Source organism: Bacillota bacterium (assembly GCA_033549065.1).
Taxonomy (GTDB): domain Bacteria; phylum Bacillota; class Dethiobacteria; order DTU022; family DTU022; genus JAWSUE01.
On the sequence record JAWSUE010000003.1, the window covers coordinates 19,464 to 37,222 of the forward strand.

Consider the following 17,759-nt stretch of genomic DNA (forward strand, 5'->3'; position numbering starts at 1 on the left):
ACCTCCTGCCCCCGGCTGTTTCTGCCATAGGGACGGGAGGTATTCCCGCGGTTCCACCCTACTTGATCCTCATTAATCAGGATCCTCTCACTTGTAAATAACTCGGGAACGCCATTCACCGGGCCTTCTGCCGGGCTTACACTCTCCCCGGCTCGCTGTGCAAAGGTCACTTCCGGTTACTTCTTTCCTTCATCGTAGATACTCTATTCAATTATAAGCATACTAACAACAGCCTGCTTTTTTGTCAAGTTTCACTCGGGCTTTAGCAAAACGATCCCTGTTTCAGTATGATCAATATCTAATTTTTGGGTTTTCCCTGATTTTTCCTGTAGGCTCTCCAGGTTGAAGCAAACTTCTCAGCATTAACCAGAGGATCCGGATCAATCTGGCCAATTGGGCAATTATGGGGTGCATTAAGAACCAGATCTGGATTGTTACAGGCTTCGCCCGCAACCTGTCTGATGATTGCGGCGTACTCATCCAGGTCATCTTTCGAATACGACTCAGGCGGCTCGGGGGTGAATGGCTCAGGAATGATTCGCGGATGATGACTCGTGAAATATGTTTGCAGGCCATAGTCCAGAATGCGGCGATTAATATCATCAGTTCCCACCCCGGTTTTATCCTTCAGATCGATCCAGCTTAACCTGGCCTGCTCTATTCTCTGCCGGCCCTCACCCATGGGACAGCTAAGGCCCGGAATATCAAGCAGCTTCGCCAACAGGTAGTTGTTATTCAAGATTGAAAGCAGCGCTGCCATTTTCAAACCATCAGCACCAAGGCTTCTGATGAAAGCATAAGCCCTGACGAAAACGGGAGGAACCCCATGAAACTTTCTCAGTTTCCCGATAGAATCCGGCCGGTTATAGTCGAGGAAGTATTTTTCGCCGTCAAATTCAACGGTCGGGAGAGGGAGGAATTTTGCCAGTTTATCAACCACTCCCTGTGCGCCGGCACCCGGCCCATGGCTGCCGTGAGGTGATGAGAAAGACTTATGCAGGTTGTAATGACATAAATCAAAACCCATATCCCTGGCTCTGACAATTCCCATCAGGCCGTTTGCATTGGCATGGTCATAACAGCAGAGCCCCCCAGCCGAATGAACCAGATCGGTGTATTCTCTGATCCGTTCATTAAATATGCCTGTATCTTCGGGGTTTGTAATGAAAAGTGCCGCAGTTTTACCTGAAACCGAGGCCTTAAGCGCTTCCAGGTCGGGTAAACCGCTTTCATCCGGCATAAGAGTAATTACTTTATATCCTGCTGTACTGGCAGCCCCGGCATTACCGGGATGAGATAGAATGGTTGTGATAACCTCGTCTCTGGAGTTTTCCCCTTTTTCCCGGTGATAGGCCCTGATCACTGCGGCATTGGCATAGATCGCCTGAGAGCCTGACCCTGCCTGGAAGGAAAACTTATCCATACCAGATAGCTCTTTCAGGTATGATTCCAAACTATGGGTTAATTCCAAAATTCCCTGTAGGGTCCGATCATCCTGGTATGGATGCAGTTCGGCTAACTTATGATTGCGGACAAATGTTTCATGTGCTTTGGGGCTGTACTTCATAGTGCAGGTTCCCTGGCCGAAATCGATAGCCAGATCGGCCCCGATTGTTTCCTGTGAAAGCCGCAAATAATGTCTCAACACCTGCATCTGCCCCAGCTCAGGCAAAGCAGGTGATTTTTTTCGTCTTAACCCGGTCGGTATAAGTCCTGAAGGATCCCCGACAAATTCTTTAACCCCGGGTTCCGCTTCGGGTACCAGAATACCGCGCTCCCCGGGAGAGCCCATCTCCATTATTATCGGTTCATCCCACATGGCTGCATGGTAAGCTCTCAACCTCTTGCTTCTATCGGTGTTTTTCATCAGGCCTTCCCCCTGTTCCGGGTAACAATAGACTTCAGGGCTTCGGCCAGTTTCTTGATATCCGTTTCGGTGATCATCTCAGTTATACAATAAAGTGCTGTCTGACCCAATTCAGGAAATTCAGATGAAAGATCTTTTCCTCCAAAAATTTCATACTCAAGTAGTCTGGTATTGATCTCCTTTACACTCAAACCGGTGGAATCAAAATTAACAGGAAATTCTTTGAAAGATAATGACTTGAAGGATGTGGTATTGATTCCACCGATACTGGCAAGAAACTCTTTTGCATAGTATGTCCGGCTGATGATTGTCTCTCCGATTTCTTTCATTCCCTGCGGCCCCATCAAAGCAAGGTAAACAGCAGCTGTAATCGCCCAGAGGCCTGCTGCCGTTCCCATATATTCTTTACCCTTCTCCCTGCTGCCATGAGAAGTACGCCAGTTAAGGGCCCGGCCCCAACCGAAACCCCGACCATTTTTGGTCTCCGCAAGCCCGATCAGGTAGGTGGGATATTCGTTGATAATGCGTTCTTCGTCACGGGAAGCAATAAAACCGGCACAACCGCCGCCAAAGTGCATATGAATACCTAAAGGTTGAATATCGCCACATACCAGATCGGCTCCATAAGAAGAAGGAGGCTCCAGAATTCCAAGTGAAATCGGATCGGTGTAAACTATACTTAAGGCATTTTTTTTATGGGCAATATTAATTATTTCCCTGCCCTTCTCTTCCAGAAAACCGAGATAAGAAGGGTTTTCGAAAAATACTGCTGCTGTTTGATCAGTTGCATTTCTTTCCAGATCCTCAATGTCGAGCTGTCCTGTTTCAGAATCATAGTTAACCAGTTTAATTACAGCATCTTTTCCACAGTAATCAACGGCCTGGGAGAGTATTTCAGGATTCATGGTCCGCGGCAAGAGCAATTCCCGCTTTCCGGTTATCCTCATGGCCATCCTTAATGCAGAACATACCGCCTGGCCGCCGTCAAATGTTGGGTAACTAACCACGTCCATATCTAGCAGTTCGGCCATCATACTGCAAAATTCAAAGAAAGCCTGAAATTTGCCATGATCAGAGTAGGTATCACCAACATAGGCAGTCAAAAACTCGGACCTGCTGTTAATTTCGTCGCAGACTGCAGGGACATAATGCCGGTAGCATCCGGCCCCCAAAAAACTTAAATAATTCGAGCAGGAAATATTTTTATCAAGTATACCGTCAACGTGCTGTTTCAGGTCTGCTTCTGCATTTAAAGGCCCGGGTATGTCCAAATGACCTTTATAGATAAGAGCTTCCGGAATAACTTTTATTAAATCTTCCAGTTTTTCCAGGCCAAGGGTTTCAAGCATCTCATCCCTTGTAGCAGGCACACTGGTCGGCATGTAAGGATGACTTTTTGAGCCGGGTTTAATTTCCAAACCGTCTCCTCCTGTTTATATACTGCATATTATTAACTCTTTTCAAAATCATCTCCAGTTCCACCAGGGGTTTGAACTGTTAAAAATACTTGCCCATATTTTCGATACATTGTTTGGTTGTCTTATCTCTTTTTGATTCTGCCCAGACGACAATATCTGTTCCGACTAAATTGGCTCCCCTTGATTCAACTTCTTTTTTCATCCTGGCGATAGCACCCGTTCCGCCGACGAAGAGCAGGGGAAGCTGCTTGGTTACGAAACAGGCAACCTTTTTGCCGCTTAACGACGGAAGCTGACTCATATAGGCAATCATTGCCGGATTTAATGAAAATGCCTGGACCGGAGCACCGAATATAACGGCTTCGTAGCCTTCAACCGCCGGTACATGGTTTAACTGAAACTGTCTCGGCTGGGCCGGGCTTTTACCGGTGATGGTGATTTCATCAAGGGTAACTTCATGACCGGAATCTACCAGCTTATCTTTAATTTTTCCTGCTACCTGCCTCGTATTCCCTGATTGTGAATAATAAACCAAACCAATTTTCATTTTCCTTCCTCCTTCACTTAATACTCAGTTGGCTATTCCGGGCCTCGATTCCATTAATTCCCATTCTGGTAAAGAAACTTATACTTAATTGAGCTCTGCGGGCAGTTATCAATACATGAACCACATAATATGCATTCACTATCATCTTCTATTCCCGATTTAACCAAATAATTAACATCAAGACTCATCGGGCATACCTTGTTACACCGCTTACAGTCATTGCATGAATCCGGATTGGCTGAAAGGTGAAGGGATGGCCAAAAGCGAAGGCTTTTTATCTTTGTCCCGATGATCATAAAAGGGGCCATCCAACACACGTAGTGGCAAAAAGCCCGTTTGCCCGCCGCTAAAGATAGAACCAGGATAAGACCGACGAAGAAGTAATAAACAAAGTAATCGCCGGGTTGGGAGACAGATATTCCTCCCGGTATATGGAATAACATATCAACTTGCGGAATGCTGCCGCTTCTGAACAGCATGATGACCATCAGAATCAACCAGGGGACCCAGATGAAGTATTTAATTAAGTTCGCTTTTCCTCCGCGAGCCGGTTTTCCCGATATATAAAAACAGGCTTCCTGAAGTCCTCCACCCGGACATAACCAACTGCAGAAGAGGCGCCCGACAAGCATTGATGTAAAAAACATCAAAATAAAAATAACCAGGCTGCCGGCAATTATACCTTCATAGGCACCCATAAGAACCAGTACCGGGGATAAAAAATAAATGGTGATGGGGAAAAAGAGAAAAGAGATAAAGATAACGGTCCGTCTGATTTTTTGCCTGGTCATTTAGACAACATCTCCAAGATTAAGAATCTTCAGCCGCAAATATATCTGCTGCAACCAAAACTATTATAACAAAAACCTTAAAGTTCAAAATACTTCAGAGCCTCGTATACCAGAAAAGCGGGCCAGACAAGCGCTTTCAGAAAACCTAAAACACCTGTCCAGAATGTAGCAGCCTGCCCGATAAAATAAATAGCCGCTCCTATAAAGCCAAGCCCGTAAACCGCACCTGCAGCACCACTATGGTGATATTCCCTGGCCATTTGCACTACCTCCTGATAATTTTATTTTTGCATTACCTTTCGCTTTTCAGCATATCCTGAAGTAATCTTCTCGATTTTATTTCTCCCAGGTCAAGATGATAATTTATAAATGAAGTTGTTATTCTGTTAAGCTCTTCTTGCTGGCGAACTGATGGCCTGATCAACTTCACCTGTGACAGAGAACTTTCAATTAGCCGTTTCGCCAGGGCAAGAGTTCCCGGCTCAATCGATATGGCATCGACGCCACAACAAAGAGAGCAAAGCATCCCCCCCTGCCTGGGACTGAAGGATGAAGTTTTCTCCACACCGCAGTTCTGGCAGCATTGTAAATTAGGGTTATACCCGGAAAAGTAGAATAGTTTTAATTCAAAAGCTCTGCATATAAGATCACGATCAACATCTTCACCCAAAGCCGTCCAGGCATCGAAGAGCAGATGAAATATATCAGGGCATGATTCCTCACCCGACAGAAGCCGGTCAGTTAACTCTGCCAGGTAAAGACCGTAGGGATATAAATCGGGGTCATTGCGAAACCAGAGGAATCTTTCAATTGCTTCCTGACCGGTTATGATCGGCCAGGTTTTACCCTGGTGGAAAGTATAATGTCCGTATGTAAATAGATCGACCCCGGCTGCCAAACGACTCTTAATTTTTCGTGCACCCTTAGCCAGAGCTTCCAGTTTTCCTTCCTGTTCAGTCAGGATAGTTATTAAACGATCAGCTTCACCTAATATCCTGGTTTTTAATACAAGGCCATCTGCTTTAAATAAACGCTCTCTCAAATAAATCCCTCGCTATTTGTCCTATAAAAGCATCTACCGGTATCCTAACCTGCGCAATTCATCTTCCCGATTGCGCCATTCGCGCTTAACTTTAACCCTCAAATCAAGAAAAATATGCTGCCCCAGGATAGCTTCCAATTCCTGCCTGGCCTGAATTCCAACCTCCCTGAGCAGCAAACCTCCCTTGCCGACAACAATCCCAACCTGCGACTTGCGTTCAACATATATTTCCGCCCGGATATCAAGTAAATTGCCCGATTCACGGGGTCTCATCTCTTCAACTACCACGGCAACTGAAAAAGGGATTTCCTGCCTGGTTAGTTTAATAATTTTTTCCCTGATTATCTCTGCGGCAATAAATCGTTCAGGTTGATCCGATATCATATCCGGTGGATAGTACTGAGGTCCTTCAGGAAAGAGACCAATTGTAGATTCGATCAACGGCTCGAGATCCAACCCTTTCAGGGCAGAAAGTTTGAATGTGGCTTTAAAGGAAAGCAGCTTTTTGTAGAGTTCACCGTTGGAATTTACTTTTTCAGGCGATGTGAGGTCCGTTTTATTGATCACCAGGTATACAGGGCTGTCAGTCGCTACCAAAATATCAGCAATATATCGATCCCCTGCACCAGGTGCTTCATTGCCTTCAACAATAAAATAAATAAGGTCCACTTCCTGCATGGTCGCTCTGGCCATGTGAACCATTGAATCGCCCAGCAGGTGCTTCGGTTTGTGCAGACCTGGAGTATCTATATAAATCACCTGAGCGTCAGATCTGGTCAAAATAGCGCGTATCTGGTTCCGGGTCGTCTGCGGACGATCAGAAATAATCGAAACTTTTTCCCCTACCAGGGCGTTCAATAAGGTTGATTTGCCCACGTTGGGACGGCCAATCAGTGCAACAAATCCGGAACGATGCATAAAATACCTTCCCTGGGAATTACCGTTTCAATTGCCCGGTAAAACCGTTTTAATATCGAGCACCGGAGTACCATTAATCAGGTCAAGCCCTTTTACCGTAATAACATTTTCCCTGACTGTGATCAGTTCAACTGTTGACTGGGCCAGAGCATTAGGCCGGGATGGAGTTCGACAGGCAAATACTCCATATGTTTCATTGCCCCGGCCACTGCGCTTATCCTTCAGGATATAGTCGCCGACCCGGTGCAGGTAAGCGATAATGATCAGCTGTTCTTCTTCATCAAGCCTGTAGAGACCCTCTTTCATTTCCCTGTCAATTACTATACTGGACAGTTTCTCCCTATAGTTCTTTGGTATAGCTGAGGGTTCGCTATATTCGTTTACCACGTATCCTACCGGATGAAAAAGAATCGGCAGGCGCCATGTTTCTTCCTCTCCGGGATCCAGATAATTAACGGGATTCTCAATCCATTTTTCGGAACCGAACGGTACGGGTAAAAGCTCCGAAAGAGACATTACAATTGAATTATCTTCAAGATTACCCATGTATACATCTATATTTCCAGCCAATTCCCAGAGAACCTGCCGACAGGCACCACAGGGACTGGGAGGCGGTTTAGAATCTGCTATAACCGCAATACTTTTAAATTTTCTGTAACCGGCATGAAGAGCATTCCAGACAGCAACTCTTTCCGCACAGACTGTTAATCCGTACGAAGCATTTTCAATATTTGCCCCGGTAACTACTGCCCCTTCTTCAGTTAACAGAGCAGCCCCCACAGCAAATTGTGAATAAGGGGCATAAGCTTTAAGTCGTGCCGCTCTTGCTATTGTCAGTAAAGATTTTGCTGTCAATTCGTCACCTCTTCTCTTTCAATCAAAACTTTTATAAGCCGGTAAAAGGATAAATCCAGACTGACTTACCTCAAAGATCAGCCCCCGTCGTGTTTCCAGATCATTTAAAATAATTTTTAAACCGCTGATCAATAAGTCAGGATCACCGACTGCCTGAATAACAACCGGATTCGATGCTATCTGCCTGTAATTGACCATAATTAGCGGGCCAGTACACCGGATACCGCTGGTAGCTGTGAGGCGTTGTCCTCCGACAGATATACCCTTTGCCCCGGCACTGAAGAGCTCATTAACGATGTCCCTGACATCAGCATCATGAACCAGCGAAGCAGAAACCTGCGTATCGGGAGCATCATATAGATAAAGTGTAATCCCCGGACCAGCCATATCAGCTAAGCCGGCCTCTACCCTGGTTTCATGCAGCTGCTGACGCAGGGCACTTAAATCTTCGTTTAGAATTGATAATTGTTCTTCGGGAGTCTGAGGCAGGGCCAGCTTGCAATCTCCTTCAAATATCTCCAGATCAATATGCTGATTACCGTAATGGCGGTTTGGAACCAGCAAAGCATTGATCCGTTGCAAAGTTGCTGATTCAAGATATTGGTCAGGATAAACGGTATAGTTGCCGTTCTCGATTCGAATAAACAGATGCATCCTTTCGACTGTTCCTCTCACCTGGTTGTCACTCCGCACCGCCTGCAGTATATTATCCCGCAGCCGGGCATCAGACTCCCGGTATATTGTCTCCTGAGCCCACTGACCCTGCTTTAAAATGACCTGGATCAAATCTTCGCTGTTCCCGGCCTGATCAAGCGCATAGTTGTATTCTGCCAGTGCTTCCCGGACTGACGAAAGATTATTTACCCCGAGATCTTTTGCCAGGCGGTGATTATAATCAGCTATATCCCTGGCCAGTTCCTGTTTATAGGCCAATAAAGTATCGGTGCTGGTCAACCGGTAGATCAAGAAATAATATCCTAAGGCAATTAATGCCGTATTAACCAGGACAATAATCAAGATAATAAGCTGTATTTTACCTGAACGGTAAATGTGGCGAGCCGAGTTATCTGACAAGACGCTCTCAATCCTTGTAAATATTTATTATTTGTCTCAAACCTGGCGCTCGTTTACTGGTCACTTCAATAGTGCCCATAAAGGAGGTCCGAGGATAATTACCCCGACAATTACTGCGAATATAGAAGTTAATAATACCGCGCCGGCAGCAACGTCCTTAGCCGTTTGGGCAAGATGGTTACGTTCCCGGGTATAGAGGTCAATTGTCTTTTCCAGGGCAGTATTAAACGATTCGGCGACCAGAACCAGAAATACTGCAGCAATCAGAAAAAGAAATTCAGCTACTGACACAGAAAGAACCAGGCCGGAAATAAGTACAATCACTCCGACTATGGCATGAATTGTCATATTGCGTTGAGTTACAAAACAGTATCTCAACCCAATAAATGCATTCTTCAGACTGTTGATTACCCCATTCATTCAGGAAACCTCCGGGGTTTCAGGATAAAATCTATGCAGAAGATCAATTTCATGTTGCTCCATCAATGCTGCATCCTGATCATTTTCATGTTCAAATCCCAGTAGGTGGAGTAATCCGTGAACGGAGAGCCTGGCGATTTCACTTTCAAGCGAATGTTTCATATCTATTGCCTGTTCAGCAGCCCGATCCAGAGAAATATAGATATCTCCAAAAGCGAACTCATCATTGTCTGCGTCTGCCAAATAATCTTCCTTTTCATTCGGCTCAAGGTAATTAAAAGAGAGCACATCAGTCGGACCAGATTTCCCTCGATATTTTTCGTTCAATTGTTCCAGGTGAAGATCATCGGCAAAGATTAACCCCAGTTCGCCTTTCTGCAACTCTCTCTCTTCAAGTATAGAACTGATCATCTCTTCAAGTTTTTCAAGAAACTGAGTGGTCAATTTTTTATCCTGATGTATGATCGCAATATTTATACTCACTTAACTCCGGTACTCCTCTCAAACTCGGCCTTAAGTTCTTTTTCAGGATACTCGATCCTGGAGTGATATATTCCGGACATTATATAGACAAAAGCTCCGGCGATCTGATCCAGCTCTTTTAAGGTCAGATCACTCTGATCCAGCTGGCCGTCGTCGAGTTTTTCTTTAATCATCCTGCGAATCATGGTTTCGACCCTGTTGCTGGATGGTTTGGAAAGTGACCGCACTCCAGCTTCGACTGCATCTGCCAGCATAATTATAGCAGCTTCCTTGCTTTGAGGCTTCGGACCTTCATAGCGGAACTTTTCTGATGCAACATCCTCACGACAGCTGTTTTCCAGCGCCTGCTGATAGAAGAAAGAAATCATGCTTGTTCCATGATGCTGAACGGCAATATCAAGAATAGTATCCGGAAGACGATGTTTTCTACCCAGTTCAACCCCGTCCTTCGGGTGGGCTCCGATGATCAAAGAACTCAAATTTGGCGACAGCTTGGAGTGCGGGTTTTCCCCGGAAAGTTGATTTTCCGAGAAAAAATATGGTCGCTTCAGCTTTCCTATATCATGATAATAGGAACCGACCCTGGCCAGAAGTGTATTGGCATTTACTCTTTCTGCTGCAGCTTCAGCCAGGTTGGAAACCATCATGCTGTGATAATAAGTGCCTGGAGCTTTCATCAGCATCTCTTTAAGCAGTGGATGATTGGGGTTGGATAATTCGAGCAGGGTAATTGCTGTTGTAACCCCGAATATACTCTCAAGGTAAGGCAGCAGGCCGATAGCAACAACCGAAGAAAAAATCCCGTTTCCAATTCCGGCAACTATACTGTAACCCAAATTTATAAGCGAATCATATTCAAAGCTTACATTGCCGTAAAAGAGGTATACAGCGACGATCACAACGGCATTTGTAACGGCAACATAAAATCCTGCCCTGGCAAGATCGCTGCGCTGGCTAAGCCTGGTAACTGCATAAATGGAAACCAGGCCGCCCATCATTGCAACAAGAACAAATGAGAAGTCCCCACCGGTTATCAACCCAACCATCAAGGCAAGGACCAAATTAATGATTACTGCAAGTTTATACCCGAAAAGAACAGTTAAGAGGATAACACCCATGGCAACCGGTATGAGATACCCTGAAAAATATATGGCTGCAATCGAAAAAATCAGGGTTATAATGAATACCAATCCCATTAATAGCAATAAGGCAGGGCTTGAATAAACATTATTGACAAATATATAAATATAGATACCAACCAGGACAAAGATGACAACCAAGAGGAAAAAAAGGCCAAAATAACCGGGGTAATCAGCCTGCTGTCCCCTGATCAAACCAAGATCTTCAAGCTGTGCGTACTGCTGCTCGGTAACCGGCTCACCCTCGCTGATGATCAGTGTATTTCTCAGGATTATAACCGGTTCAACCTGGCTCCTGGCTGATTCACGGTTCTCTTCTGTTAACTGAGCGTTGTAAAACATGTTCTGGTGAATAAGTGAAGTAACCAGAATTTCTGCTATTCTTTTTAAATCTGAACTAAAGGGATAGAGGGCAATTTCCTGGGTTAACCGCCGGCGGGCGAGATCATTATCATTTTCTCTAATGCCCTGTTCAAAGACTTCCCGAATAGAAAAATTTAAGCGCCCCTGAAGATCCCGCAGGGTGAGGCTGTCGGTAAGCAGTGAAGCCAGGGTTGATTCGGGCAGCTCTTCGTCAAGCAGAGCCTGCAGGAGATCAAGTTTTTCCTCTTGCCCAAGGTCAGGGTTATTGTTAAGCGAAATAACCTTATCGAAGAAAAGTCCGACCTCCCCAAGCGCATCTTCCAAAGCCTCGGGGTCATAATCATAAACATCGGGAACGGCATCTGCCGCTGCCTGCCTCAAACGCTCGGTTGAATATTCGTCGATTGCATCACGGGGTGCAAAGACCGTTCGCGGACTTGGTCTGCCGATAGTGAGATCCAGGCGGGCCGGCATGCTTACGAATATGAGGAGAAGGTAAATTACAACGAATAAAATGGATACCAGCACTATCTTTTGCAGGCGTACATTATCTTTAAATGCGATTGGCCGCATTAGGTAATCCCTGATCCGATTCTTTTTATTCATTGCCGTTCCTTTCTCTGAGATTTTCATATATTTCGTAAGCTTTAATAATCGACTGGACCAGAGGATGCCTGACTACATCTTTTTCTGTAAGATAAACCAGCGCTATCCCCTCGATCCTGGATAGTATACGCGGAGCTTCCTCCAGACCTGAATATCGCCCCTTCGGAAGATCGATCTGGGTAATGTCTCCGGTGATAACCGCTTTGGACCCAAAACCAAGGCGGGTTAGAAACATTTTCATCTGTTCCGAAGTTGCATTCTGCCCCTCGTCCAGGATAACAAACGAATCGTCTAAAGTTCTACCGCGCATATAGGCCAGGGGGGCGATTTCAATAATACCCTTTTCCCTGTATTTCTGAAAAGCATCAATACCTAACAAATCATATAATCCATCGTATATGGGTCGCAGATAGGGATCGACCTTCTCCTGAAAATCTCCCGGTAAAAACCCCAGGTGTTCACCGGCTTCAACAGCCGGGCGGGTCAGGATAAGTCTCTGAATCTGCTTGTTCTTCAGGGCATCAACAGCCATTGCCAGGGCGAGGTAAGTTTTTCCTGTCCCGGCAGGACCGATCGATAATACTATGTCATGACAGCGAATAGCCTCAAGGTATCTTTTTTGACCAACTGTTTTCGGACGGATCTGTTTTCCCCTGGGAGTGACCAGAATTAAATCACTAAATAGGGAGCGGATCATTGATGCTTCTCCCTGGGCAGTAAGTTTAAGCGCATATTCAAATTCACGCCCTGTCAGTAAATGCCCCTTGCGAATATGGATCAGCAGTTCTTCAAATAAGCCGTACACTGCCTCAACTTCTTCAGGCTGCCCTTCGATTATCAACTCATGCCCTTTGGGAATCAGCCTGACATCAAATTTATCTTCTACCATACTGAAATGCCGGTCATGTTTACCCAACAGTTGAACTGATTCGTCGCCACTGGCCAGCAATATAGTCCGGCTTAATATGCTTTCAGTCAATAAATGTATATCTCCCTTCAGTGTCCTGATTATCAGTTTATCCCGGTCTTCCGGTACTTCGACAGGTGGAACAATATTCCTTTCACTGCCAAGGGTGCCGGAATCCGGAACAGTGCCCATTATTTATTATATCAGTACAATTATTTTCTATCTTCTTGTTTTAGACATGTATGCTGCAAATACTTCATAGATAATTTTCAGGGCAGCCCAGGAGGTAATGTCGGAATGGTCAACCGGTGGTGCTACTTCTACCAGATCCATTGATTTCACCGGTAAATTTATAATTAACTCTCTCACTATCTCTATTACTTCCCTGGTCATCAGACCTCCGGCCTCGGGAGTACCGGTTCCCGGAGCAAAAGCTGGATCAAGAACATCTATGTCAAGTGATATATATACAGCTTTTACATCTTGCATAGCCTGATAGACTGTTTCGAGAGTATATTCCAACCCACTATAGTGGAATTGCCTGGCTCCGATGACCTTGATTGAAGGGTTTTCTTTAAGAAACTCGCGTTCCTCCGCTTCGTATGATCTAATCCCGATTAAAACCAGGTTATCGGGTGATGTATTATCAAGTTCAAGAAAACGCCTCTGCGGACAAGCATGTGACCAGTTTCGCCCATCATAGGTATCCATCAGGTCGCAGTGAGAATCCAGGTGGATCATACCCACTTTATGAGGATGGTAATGTTCGGCAAACGCTCCTGCCAAGGGTATGGTTACCGAATGATCGCCGCCCAGAAACAGGTTAAACCGTTCACTGGCGATTAAATCGAAAGCCTCTTTTTTTACTTTCCGGTAGAAAGAGCTCCAATCATCGGATGAACAGGCATTGCCCTGGTCGGCAATAATTAGATCGCGCAGGTCGGTCCCTTCCTCAGAAAATGGAGGTAATATCGCGGATAGTTTCCTGATCCGGTTCGGGGCTTCTGCTGCGCCGGAAAGATTGCTTACAGCTCCATCAAAAGGAACTCCATAAATAATGATATCGCTCTTCTGCGGAGCGCCGGTTTTTATTTCCCGCCATGGTTCTTTTTTCTCCACAACCGCAATCTCCTCTACTGCGTATTAGGGGACACGTTATTTGAACATGTCCCCGTAAAAAGTTTTAATGCTTATTAATTTCTTATTTAATTCTGACTAACTGATCAACGCTTCTTTCTTATAGCGTGCGGTGGTCCCAGTATTTCACTGAAAATAAATGCCGCCACAAGTGGATCTTTCCGGGTCAGCACATTTTTCAGGTTCAATTCCAGTGCAGAAGGCCTTACAGTTCTGCTTACCGGCAAAATTGATTCCGGCTTGCTATATTCAGGAGTATCTTCTACAATCTCTTCTTCTTCATCTTCAATAGGCTCCGACTCGATATACTCGGCTTCAATTACGGGTCTATCTTCTTCAAACTTCCCCATAAGTCGGTATTCAAGCTCTCTTAATTCTTCCGCCCATGCTTCTTTACCTTCAGGTTTGGTAAAATCCCCTTCCACCACCGGGGATTTTCTTGCAGAAGGTTGATTCTGCGCACCCTTGATAACCCTCATTATGATATTAAAAAGGTTAAAAAGAACCACAATTATAATTAAAGTTATTATGCTTTCCAAAAGAAAGCCTCCCGTTTACTTGGTTTCGCCCTGCTGTTGATCCTGCTCACCAAGTTTGCTGATGCTCTTACGCATATCTGTATCGGCCATTACATTTTTTAGCTGGTAATAATCCATAACACCAAGGTTTCCATCTCTCAAAGCCTGGGCCAGTGCCTTTGGCACTTCAGCTTCAGCTTCAACAACCTTCGCCCTCATCTGTTGAACTGCGGCGATCATCTCCTGCTCCTTGGCGACAGCCATTGCCCTTCTTTCTTCTGCCTTGGCCTGGGCAATGCGTTTGTCAGCTTCAGCCTGATCGGTCTGGAGTTGGGCGCCGATATTCTTGCCTACATCAACATCGGCAACGTCGATGGACAGAATTTCATATGCGGTTCCTGAATCGAGCCCTTTATTGAGAACAGTGTTTGATATTTTATCGGGATTTTCCAGAACCATCTTATGGTTATCAGCGGAACCGATGGTCGTAACGATTCCTTCTCCAACCCTGGCAATGATTGTTTCTTCTCCGGCTCCACCGACCAACCGATCGATATTCGCCCTGACTGTAACTTTTGCCTTGGCCTTAACTTCAATGCCGTCTTTAGCTACAGCAGCAACTATGGGGGTTTCAATTACTTTCGGGTTTACACTCATCTGAACAGCCTGTAGAACATCACGGCCGGCAAGGTCTATTGCAGCAGCCCGCTCGAAGGGCAGCGGTATTTCTGCGCGCTGTGCGGCGATCAATGCGTTAACAACACGGTCAACATTACCGCCTGCCAGAAAGTGACCTTCCAGTTTATTGACATTCAGATCAAGTCCGGCCTTAGTTGCTTTAATCAGGGGAACAACGATCTTGACCGGTGCTACCCTTCTCAGGCGCATACCGATCAGGGCAAAAATACCAACCGGAACCCTTGCCGCAAGGGCCGATATCCACAGTCCGATCGGTACAAAGCTGAAAATTACGGCTAAAAACAGGATAATCAGAGCAACAAAAATTAATAAAGTAATTAATTCAGGCATTTAATAACCTCCCAGTGAATTTAATTTGTCTATTTGTGGAGAACCGCTTAACATTTATCCGGTCTCCTTATCTATGCGGTTAACTATAACACGAACTCCCTCTACCCGATCGACTACCAGGGATTCACCGGCAGGGATAAAGGCGCCCTCGCTGATGACATCTACCCTCTTCCGGTCGATCAGGGCTGTTCCCGATGGTCTCAGAGATGTGATCGCAATTCCTTCCTTGCCAACCAGGCTTTTCTGATCAAGAGGTGCAACGTATCCCTGATCTGCTCTTTCTTGCTCTGACAGAATAATATGGCGCAGAGCACCCCGCTTTGCAAAAAACCTGAAAGACAGGTATGAGAAGACTCCGGCCAGGATAATTGAAACCAGGAGCATGACCATCCCGGTTTGAACCGAAGCTGCAGCCAAAACAATGGCCACTACAGTTGAAACCAGCCCGGAAATACCGAATACCCCAAATCCGGGCATGAACGCTTCAACAAGCATCAGGACAACTCCCAGAACAAAAAGGATCAAAACCCAGTATTCAGCCATTCCGGCAGCTATATTACCGCCAAAATAGAGAGCAAATGCAGCAATGCTGATTATCCCGGCAATGCCGAAACCGGCCGAAATCACTTCCGCAATCAGCCCCCCGATACCTATCATCAGCAATATGGTCCCGATAATCGGATTTGTGGTATAGCTGACCAGGGAATCACTGATTCTCGGCTCAATAACCTGCCTGGGAGCATCCGGCAGACCAACCGCTTCCAAAAGTCCCGAAAGATCGCTGACGGTTGCTTCACTGTAGCCAACTTCAAGAGCCTCATTGGCAGTCAGGGTTAGCAGGACTCCTTCTTCAACCAAACCTTCAATAGAAATATCGCGGCGAACCATAGCGGAAGCTATTTGAGGGTCCCTGTTCCGCCTCTCTGCCATTCCGGCCATCTCTTTTTCCCAGAATGAAACAGATTTTTCATCTGCCTCTCCTAACCCCAGGAATCGGGGTTCAGCCGCTCCCATGGTGCTCCCGGGCACCATAAATATCTCATCGGCAGCAAGAGCCAGATATGCTCCGGCAGAAATAGCGTTGGGATGAACAAAGGCATAGATCGGTTCGGAAAAATCATCCATCCGGCGCCGAATTTCTTCTGCTGAATTAATAAATCCTCCCGGGGTATCCAAATCAAGGATTATGGCAGAAGAACCTCTTCTTTCTGCTTCTGCTACTGCATAGTTGAAATAACTGACTGTTCCGGGATCTATAGTCCCCTTAATTTCTATGATTACAACTGAACTGTTAGACTGCGAATCTACCGCGCCGGGCATATAAATAACCAGCCCGATTAACAGGAAGGTTATCCAGATAAAAATTCTTTGCACTCTATTCACTATCCGGCTCTCCTTGTATAAAAACCCAGCCATGCCGGCCGGGCTTTTACTGCAGATTTCTTTCAACTATCTGACGCACCAAACCACCGTCAGCTTTGCCCTTTACACGGGGCATGAGCAGGCTCATTACTTTACCTATCTCACGTTTTGATTCTGCCCCGCTTTCTTTAATCGTTTCTATTACTATTTTTTCCAGTTCATCTTCCTCTAACTGCTTGGGAAGATAGCTTTTAATGATCTGGATTTCCTGCTTTAGATCTTCAACTATATCCTGGCGTCCTGCTTTTTCAAAATCCCCCAGGGCCTCCTGCCTTCTTTTTAACTCCCGGGTTAATACGGTGAGTTCTTCCTGGGTATCAAGAGGAGCTTTTTTGGCAATAGAACTATTTTGCAGTTCTGCCCGCAGCATTCGGATTACCGAAAGCCGAAACCGGTCTTTGGCTTTTGTTGCATCCTTTTGGTCGTTAAATAATAAATCAGCTAATGTCTGTTCAGGCATAAGCAGCGCACCTCCGTCTAGTATATACTAACGGCGCCTTTTCCGCGCAGCTTCAGCTTTTTTCTTACGTCGCACGCTTGGTTTTTCATAATGTTCACGCCGTCTTGCCTCGGACAACACACCCGAGCGGGCGCACTGTTTCTTAAACCTCTTTAAAGCCTTATCCAAGGTTTCATTTTTCCCAATTTTAACTTCTGCCATTAATGTTCCCCCCTCTCCTTGACACCATGGCCTGAGGGCTCCAGTATGTTCAATTTAAACGCCCCTACCCTTAGCTATGGTTTGCAACAAAGGCCTTCCTCCCAGGAGGTGGAGGTGAAGATGAAAAACGATCTGCCCCGCATCCGGACCGCAGTTTATTACGACGCGGAAGCCTTTTTTATCGAGCTTAAAAGCCCTGGCAACTTCATTGGCCACCCTGTGCATATGACCGATCAGGGCTTCATCGTCTTGCTCCATATCAAGCAAACATGGGATGTGCTTACGAGGAACAATTAAAATATGAACCGGTGCAGCCGGGTTGATATCTTTAAAAGCAATGACTTTATCGTCCTCATAAACTATATCGGCATCCAACTCACGATCAATTATCTTACAAAATATACAATCAGCGGACATATCAATTCCTCCTGACCGGTATTATAACATAGCCCATACCCATTGAGAAGCAAAGAAGGCACAAAATACGCTATATTCTCAAATATAGTTCGCTATAATATTCACTAACACCTTTTAACCGGTAAAAAGTTTTTACAGCCAGCGG

General features: G+C 45.5%; 20 protein-coding genes. All 20 read right to left on the reverse strand.

The window, feature by feature from the left end; genetic code table 11:
• Window positions 1–298 precede the first annotated feature (298 nt).
• Window positions 299–1,867, reverse strand: coding sequence for an aminomethyl-transferring glycine dehydrogenase subunit GcvPB (gene gcvPB / locus SCJ97_02365; GenBank protein MDW7738888.1), 1,569 nt, complete (start codon window positions 1,865–1,867; stop codon window positions 299–301).
• A complete protein-coding gene (gcvPA, locus tag SCJ97_02370; GenBank protein ID MDW7738889.1) occupies window positions 1,867–3,285 on the reverse strand; it encodes an aminomethyl-transferring glycine dehydrogenase subunit GcvPA in 1,419 nt (472 codons plus the stop codon). Before gcvPA ends, gcvPB begins: the two co-directional genes overlap by 1 nt.
• Window positions 3,286–3,364: 79 nt before the next feature.
• Complete coding sequence (locus SCJ97_02375) at window positions 3,365–3,832, reverse strand: flavodoxin family protein (protein MDW7738890.1); 468 nt, start codon at window positions 3,830–3,832, stop codon at window positions 3,365–3,367.
• A gap of 53 nt (window positions 3,833–3,885) precedes the next feature.
• Complete coding sequence (locus SCJ97_02380; protein ID MDW7738891.1) at window positions 3,886–4,623, reverse strand: 4Fe-4S binding protein; 738 nt, start codon at window positions 4,621–4,623, stop codon at window positions 3,886–3,888.
• Between the two features lie 77 nt (window positions 4,624–4,700).
• The gene (locus SCJ97_02385; GenBank protein MDW7738892.1) at window positions 4,701–4,883 is read right to left on the reverse strand and encodes a hypothetical protein; all 183 of its coding nucleotides are present in this window, start codon (window positions 4,881–4,883) and stop codon (window positions 4,701–4,703) included.
• Between the two features lie 32 nt (window positions 4,884–4,915).
• Window positions 4,916–5,665 carry a DNA repair protein RecO gene (gene recO, locus SCJ97_02390; protein MDW7738893.1) on the reverse strand — a complete coding sequence of 250 codons (750 nt, stop codon included), beginning with the start codon at window positions 5,663–5,665 and terminating at the stop codon, window positions 4,916–4,918.
• Window positions 5,666–5,698: 33 nt separating this feature from the next.
• Window positions 5,699–6,583 carry a GTPase Era gene (gene era / locus SCJ97_02395; GenBank protein MDW7738894.1) on the reverse strand — a complete coding sequence of 295 codons (885 nt, stop codon included), beginning with the start codon at window positions 6,581–6,583 and terminating at the stop codon, window positions 5,699–5,701.
• 27 nt (window positions 6,584–6,610) lie between these two features.
• Window positions 6,611–7,438 carry a cytidine deaminase gene (cdd, locus tag SCJ97_02400; GenBank protein MDW7738895.1) on the reverse strand — a complete coding sequence of 276 codons (828 nt, stop codon included), beginning with the start codon at window positions 7,436–7,438 and terminating at the stop codon, window positions 6,611–6,613.
• Between the two features lie 18 nt (window positions 7,439–7,456).
• Window positions 7,457–8,512: a DUF881 domain-containing protein gene (locus SCJ97_02405; GenBank protein MDW7738896.1), complete on the reverse strand. Its 1,056-nt coding sequence runs from the start codon at window positions 8,510–8,512 to the stop codon at window positions 7,457–7,459.
• A 60-nt stretch (window positions 8,513–8,572) separates the two neighbouring features.
• Window positions 8,573–8,932 (reverse strand): diacylglycerol kinase family protein, encoded by a 360-nt coding sequence (locus tag SCJ97_02410; GenBank protein MDW7738897.1) that lies wholly within the window; start codon window positions 8,930–8,932, stop codon window positions 8,573–8,575.
• Window positions 8,933–9,415: an rRNA maturation RNase YbeY gene (ybeY, locus tag SCJ97_02415; GenBank protein MDW7738898.1), complete on the reverse strand. Its 483-nt coding sequence runs from the start codon at window positions 9,413–9,415 to the stop codon at window positions 8,933–8,935.
• Window positions 9,412–11,523 (reverse strand): HDIG domain-containing protein, encoded by a 2,112-nt coding sequence (locus SCJ97_02420; protein ID MDW7738899.1) that lies wholly within the window; start codon window positions 11,521–11,523, stop codon window positions 9,412–9,414. The genes ybeY and SCJ97_02420 overlap by 4 nt, the downstream gene beginning before the upstream one ends.
• On the reverse strand, window positions 11,516–12,490 hold the full coding sequence (locus SCJ97_02425) for a PhoH family protein (GenBank protein ID MDW7738900.1): 975 nt from the start codon (window positions 12,488–12,490) through the stop codon (window positions 11,516–11,518). Before SCJ97_02425 ends, SCJ97_02420 begins: the two co-directional genes overlap by 8 nt.
• A 159-nt stretch (window positions 12,491–12,649) precedes the next feature.
• Window positions 12,650–13,549: an agmatinase gene (gene speB / locus SCJ97_02430; GenBank protein MDW7738901.1), complete on the reverse strand. Its 900-nt coding sequence runs from the start codon at window positions 13,547–13,549 to the stop codon at window positions 12,650–12,652.
• A gap of 104 nt (window positions 13,550–13,653) precedes the next feature.
• Complete coding sequence (locus tag SCJ97_02435) at window positions 13,654–14,106, reverse strand: hypothetical protein (GenBank protein MDW7738902.1); 453 nt, start codon at window positions 14,104–14,106, stop codon at window positions 13,654–13,656.
• A 15-nt stretch (window positions 14,107–14,121) separates the two neighbouring features.
• Window positions 14,122–15,114, reverse strand: coding sequence for a flotillin-like protein FloA (gene floA / locus SCJ97_02440; protein MDW7738903.1), 993 nt, complete (start codon window positions 15,112–15,114; stop codon window positions 14,122–14,124).
• Window positions 15,115–15,168: 54 nt separating this feature from the next.
• Entirely contained in the window at window positions 15,169–16,497 is a 1,329-nt protein-coding gene (locus SCJ97_02445) for a nodulation protein NfeD (GenBank protein ID MDW7738904.1), read from the reverse strand.
• Window positions 16,498–16,543: 46 nt separating this feature from the next.
• Window positions 16,544–16,996: a GatB/YqeY domain-containing protein gene (locus SCJ97_02450; protein ID MDW7738905.1), complete on the reverse strand. Its 453-nt coding sequence runs from the start codon at window positions 16,994–16,996 to the stop codon at window positions 16,544–16,546.
• A 27-nt stretch (window positions 16,997–17,023) separates the two neighbouring features.
• Window positions 17,024–17,197, reverse strand: coding sequence for a 30S ribosomal protein S21 (rpsU, locus tag SCJ97_02455; protein ID MDW7738906.1), 174 nt, complete (start codon window positions 17,195–17,197; stop codon window positions 17,024–17,026).
• Between the two features lie 54 nt (window positions 17,198–17,251).
• Window positions 17,252–17,614, reverse strand: a complete 363-nt coding sequence (locus SCJ97_02460) for a histidine triad nucleotide-binding protein (GenBank protein MDW7738907.1) — start codon at window positions 17,612–17,614, stop codon at window positions 17,252–17,254.
• Between the last annotated feature and the right edge of the window lie 145 nt (window positions 17,615–17,759).